4 protein-coding genes are annotated in these 3555 nt (G+C 70.2%); all 4 read left to right on the top strand.

Features of this window, described 5'->3' with window-relative positions:
- Positions 1-944: aldehyde dehydrogenase family protein (locus tag NHG85_RS06665; protein WP_253330957.1), on the top strand; the 944-nt coding region annotated here is incomplete at its 5' end.
- Positions 941-1879 carry a sugar kinase gene (locus tag NHG85_RS06660; RefSeq protein ID WP_253330955.1) on the top strand — a complete coding sequence of 313 codons (939 nt, stop codon included), beginning with the start codon at positions 941-943 and terminating at the stop codon, positions 1877-1879. The genes NHG85_RS06665 and NHG85_RS06660, both read left to right, overlap by 4 nt.
- A gap of 98 nt (positions 1880-1977) precedes the next feature.
- Positions 1978-3342 (top strand): MATE family efflux transporter, encoded by a 1365-nt coding sequence (locus tag NHG85_RS06655; RefSeq protein WP_253330954.1) that lies wholly within the window; start codon positions 1978-1980, stop codon positions 3340-3342.
- 71 nt (positions 3343-3413) lie between these two features.
- Positions 3414-3555, top strand: a 142-nt coding sequence (locus tag NHG85_RS06650; protein ID WP_253330959.1) for an SDR family NAD(P)-dependent oxidoreductase, incomplete at its 3' end; no start/stop codon positions are given.

The following is a 3555-nucleotide window of genomic DNA, read 5'->3' as shown; positions in this document are numbered from 1 at the left end:
ACATCGTGGCGCAGGCCGTCGATGCCGCGCGGCAGGCCGAGGGGCTGCACGCGGGCGTCTTCAGCCAGATCCAGGGCGGCAACCGCGCCGTGGGCGAGGCGCTGGTGCGCCATCCGCTGATCCGGGCAGTGGGCTTCACCGGCTCCCTTGCCGGGGGCCGCGCCCTGTTCGATCTCTGCGCGCAGCGGCCCGAGCCGATCCCCTTCTTCGGTGAGCTTGGCTCGATCAACCCGGTCTTCGTGATGCCGCGCGCGCTGGCCGCGCGGGGCGGCGAGATCGCCACCGGCTGGGCCGCGTCGCTCCTGATGGGGGCGGGGCAGTTCTGCACCAACCCGGGCGTCGTGGTGCTGCCTGCGGGCGACCGGGCCGAGAGCTTCATCGACGCGGCACAAGAGGCGCTCATTGCCGCGCCCGACCAGCCGATGCTGACGCCGGGCATCGCGGCGGCGTTCCGTGCCGCGCGCGAGGCGATGGTCGCCAATGGCCGGGCCGAGACGCGGATCGCCCGCGAGAGCGATCCGCGCCACGCGGCGCCCGCGCTTTTCGTGACCCGTGCGGCCGACTGGCTGGCCGATACCTCGCTGCACGAGGAGGCCTTCGGCCCCCTTGGCGTCGTGGTGCTGGCCGAGACTGTCGATGAGATGCGCGCCGTGGCCCAAGGGCTCGAAGGGCAGCTCACCGTCACGCTGCAGATTGAGGCCGAGGATGCCGAGGCCACCGCGCCGCTGATGCCGGTGCTGGAGCGCAAGGCGGGGCGGGTGCTGGCCAATGGTTTTCCGACCGGGGTCGAGGTCTGCGACGCGATGGTGCATGGCGGGCCTTACCCGGCCTCGACCAACTTCGGCGCCACCTCGGTCGGCACGCTGTCGATCCGCCGTTTCCTGCGCCCGGTCTGCTATCAGAACATGCCGGCCGCGCTGCTGCCGGACGAGCTGCGCGCATGAGCGCGCCGGTCGTCCTCTTCGTCGGGGAGCCGATGATCGAGCTGTCGGTGCCGCGCGACGGCGACACCGCGCGGCTCGGCGTGGCCGGAGACGTGCTCAACGCCGCGATCTACATGCGCCGCGGCCTCACCGGCCCGGCCCGGGTCGAGCTGGTCACGGCGCTGGGGCAGGACCGGTTTTCCGGGCGGATCCGGGGCTTTGCCGAGAGCCACGGCATCGGCTGCGAGCGCATCCGCACCGACCCCGAGCGCGGCCCCGGGCTCTATGCGATCGAGACGGATGAGACGGGCGAGCGCAGCTTTGCCTATTGGCGCGACCGGGCGGCGGCGCGGGTCATGTTCGGCCCCGACCACGCGCCGGATTTCGCGGCGCTCGACGGCGCGAGCCACGTCTGCCTCTCGGCGATCACGCTGGCGATCCTGTCGCCCGCGATCCGCGAGGCGCTGCTCGACCGGCTGGCCGAGATGCGCCGCGCCGGCGTGGTGGTCTGTTTCGACAGCAACTACCGCCCGCGCCTGTGGGAGAGCCCGGCGGTGGCCCGCCGCGCCGTGGCCGCGGCCTGGGGCGTGACCGACGTGGGATTCCCTTCGGTCGATGACGAGATGGCGCTCTTCGGCGGCTCGGAGGCGGAGACCATCGCGCGGCTGCGCAGCTATGGCATGTCGCTTTGCGTGCTCAAGCGCGGCGGTCAGGGGCCGTCGCTGCTCGTGCCCGAACACGAGGGGCCGGCACCCGTCTTTGCCAAGGCCGAAACCGTGATCGACACGACCGGCGCGGGCGACAGCTTCAATGGCAGCTTTCTCGCCGCCTGGATCGAGGGGCGCGGCGTGGGTGCGGCGCTGCGCGCGGGCCATGAGATGGCGGCGCGCGTCGTGGCCACGCCTGGCGCGATCCTGCCCTTTGAGGCACAGCCGAAGCCGGTGCCCGCCTCGTGACAAGGCGTGCCCCGGCCTTCGTCCGGGGCGCGCCGGATCGCGTGTTTTCGCGCCGCTTCCTCGAAGGGGGTGTGCGCCTTTCGCCCTGATGGAGCCCCATGTCGGATATCGCCGCGCGCGCCGCCACGCCTTCGAACCGCGATGTCTTCGACGTCGCCTGGCCGCTGACCTTCAAGGCGATGATGGTCAACGCCATCGTGCTGATCGACGCCTATCTCGTCTCGAGCCTGGGCGAGCCCGCGCTGGCGGCGATGGGGTTGGCGGCGGCCTTCGGCAGCCTGCTGGTCGGCACGATCATGGCCTTTTCCAACGCCACGCAGATCCGGCTTGCCCAGGCGGCGGGCTCGGGTCGCCGGGTCGCGCTCAAGACCGGCTTCTACGCGGGGCTGATGACCAACCTCGTGGTCGGGGCCGGCGGCGTCGCGCTGGTGGCGCTGTTCGGCGGCGGGGTGCTGGAGCGCATGGCGCATACGCCGTGGATCGCCGAGCAGGCCAAGAGCTATCTCTACATCTTTCTGCTGGTGGTGATGTTCGAGGCGGTGGCGCAATGCATCGGCAGCTTCTTCAACGGCAATGGCCGGACCATCATCCCGCTGAAAAGCTTCGTCATCGCGATCCCGATCAACATCACGGCGAGCTGGCTTTTGATCCACGGCGCCTTCAGCCTGCCGGGCCTCGGCGTCGCGGGCGCCGCGATCGGCAGCGTGCTGGGGGCCGCGACGCGCAGCCTCTACCTTGGCTTCAGCTTCTACCGCGAGACCGGCGGCTATCTCGACGAGCCGGGCTGGCTGCACGGCACCCTGCGCCGCTCGCTCGCTCGGCACCTGAGCTTTTCGATGCCGATCGCGGGCACCTTTGTCAGCAACGCGGTGGCCAATTATGCTGCGACGCTGCTGTTCGCGAAGATGAGCGTGAACCAGTTCGCCGCGATGACGCTGATCCTGCCGTGGGTGCAGGCGGCGGGCACCTTCGGCATCGCCTGGGCGCAATCGACGGGCATTCTCGTCGCACAGCTCTTGGGCAATGATCGCGGCAGCGAGGAGCTCGACGCGTTTTTGAGCCGCGCCTGGCGCATGGCCTTCGTCGCCGCCGGGCTGGTCTCGCTGGCCTATCTCGTCATCTGCCTCGCCTCGACCCGGATCTACGCCGGGCTGGAGGCGGAGACGACGGCGGCGCTTTTGAGCTTCCTGCCGGTGCTTTTGGTGCTGCCCTTTCCCAAGGGGTCGAACGCGATCTGCGGTCAGACGCTGCGGGCGGGCGGCGACACGCTTTACGTCATGAACATCTTCGTCGCGACGCAGTGGCTGGTGCGCATCCCGCTGACGGCGCTGTTCGTGCTGCACCTAGAGCTGTCGGTGACATGGGTCTTCGCATTGTTCCTCGTGGAGGAGCTGGTCAAGTTCCCGCTGTTCCACTTCAGGCTCTACAAGGGCGAATGGAAGCGCGGCCTCGCCGCCGAATGAGGCAGGCATGAAAGAAGGAGAGACGAGATGACGGGGATCATGCAGAAACGCGGCGCGGCGGGGGCGGGCCGATGAGCGCGCCCATCTTCGACCTCACCGGAAAGACCGCCCTCGTCACCGGCGCCAGCCGGGGCATCGGGCGCGGCATGGCGCAGGCGCTGGCCGAAGCCGGAGCCGACATCATCGGCGTCAGCGCGACGATGCCCGAGGATG

Source organism: Limimaricola litoreus, assembly GCF_024159025.1.
In the GTDB taxonomy this organism is placed as follows: Bacteria; Pseudomonadota; Alphaproteobacteria; order Rhodobacterales; family Rhodobacteraceae; genus Limimaricola; species Limimaricola litoreus.
Note: the sequence above shows the minus strand (reverse complement) of the source record. Positions and strands in the feature narration are given on the sequence as shown.

Coding starts and splice junctions, on each gene's coding strand:
- NHG85_RS06660 (WP_253330955.1), top strand. CDS start 941: ATGAGCGCGCCGGTCGTCCTCTTCGTCGGGGAGCCGATGATCGAGCTG.
- NHG85_RS06655 (WP_253330954.1), top strand. CDS start 1,978: ATGTCGGATATCGCCGCGCGCGCCGCCACGCCTTCGAACCGCGATGTC.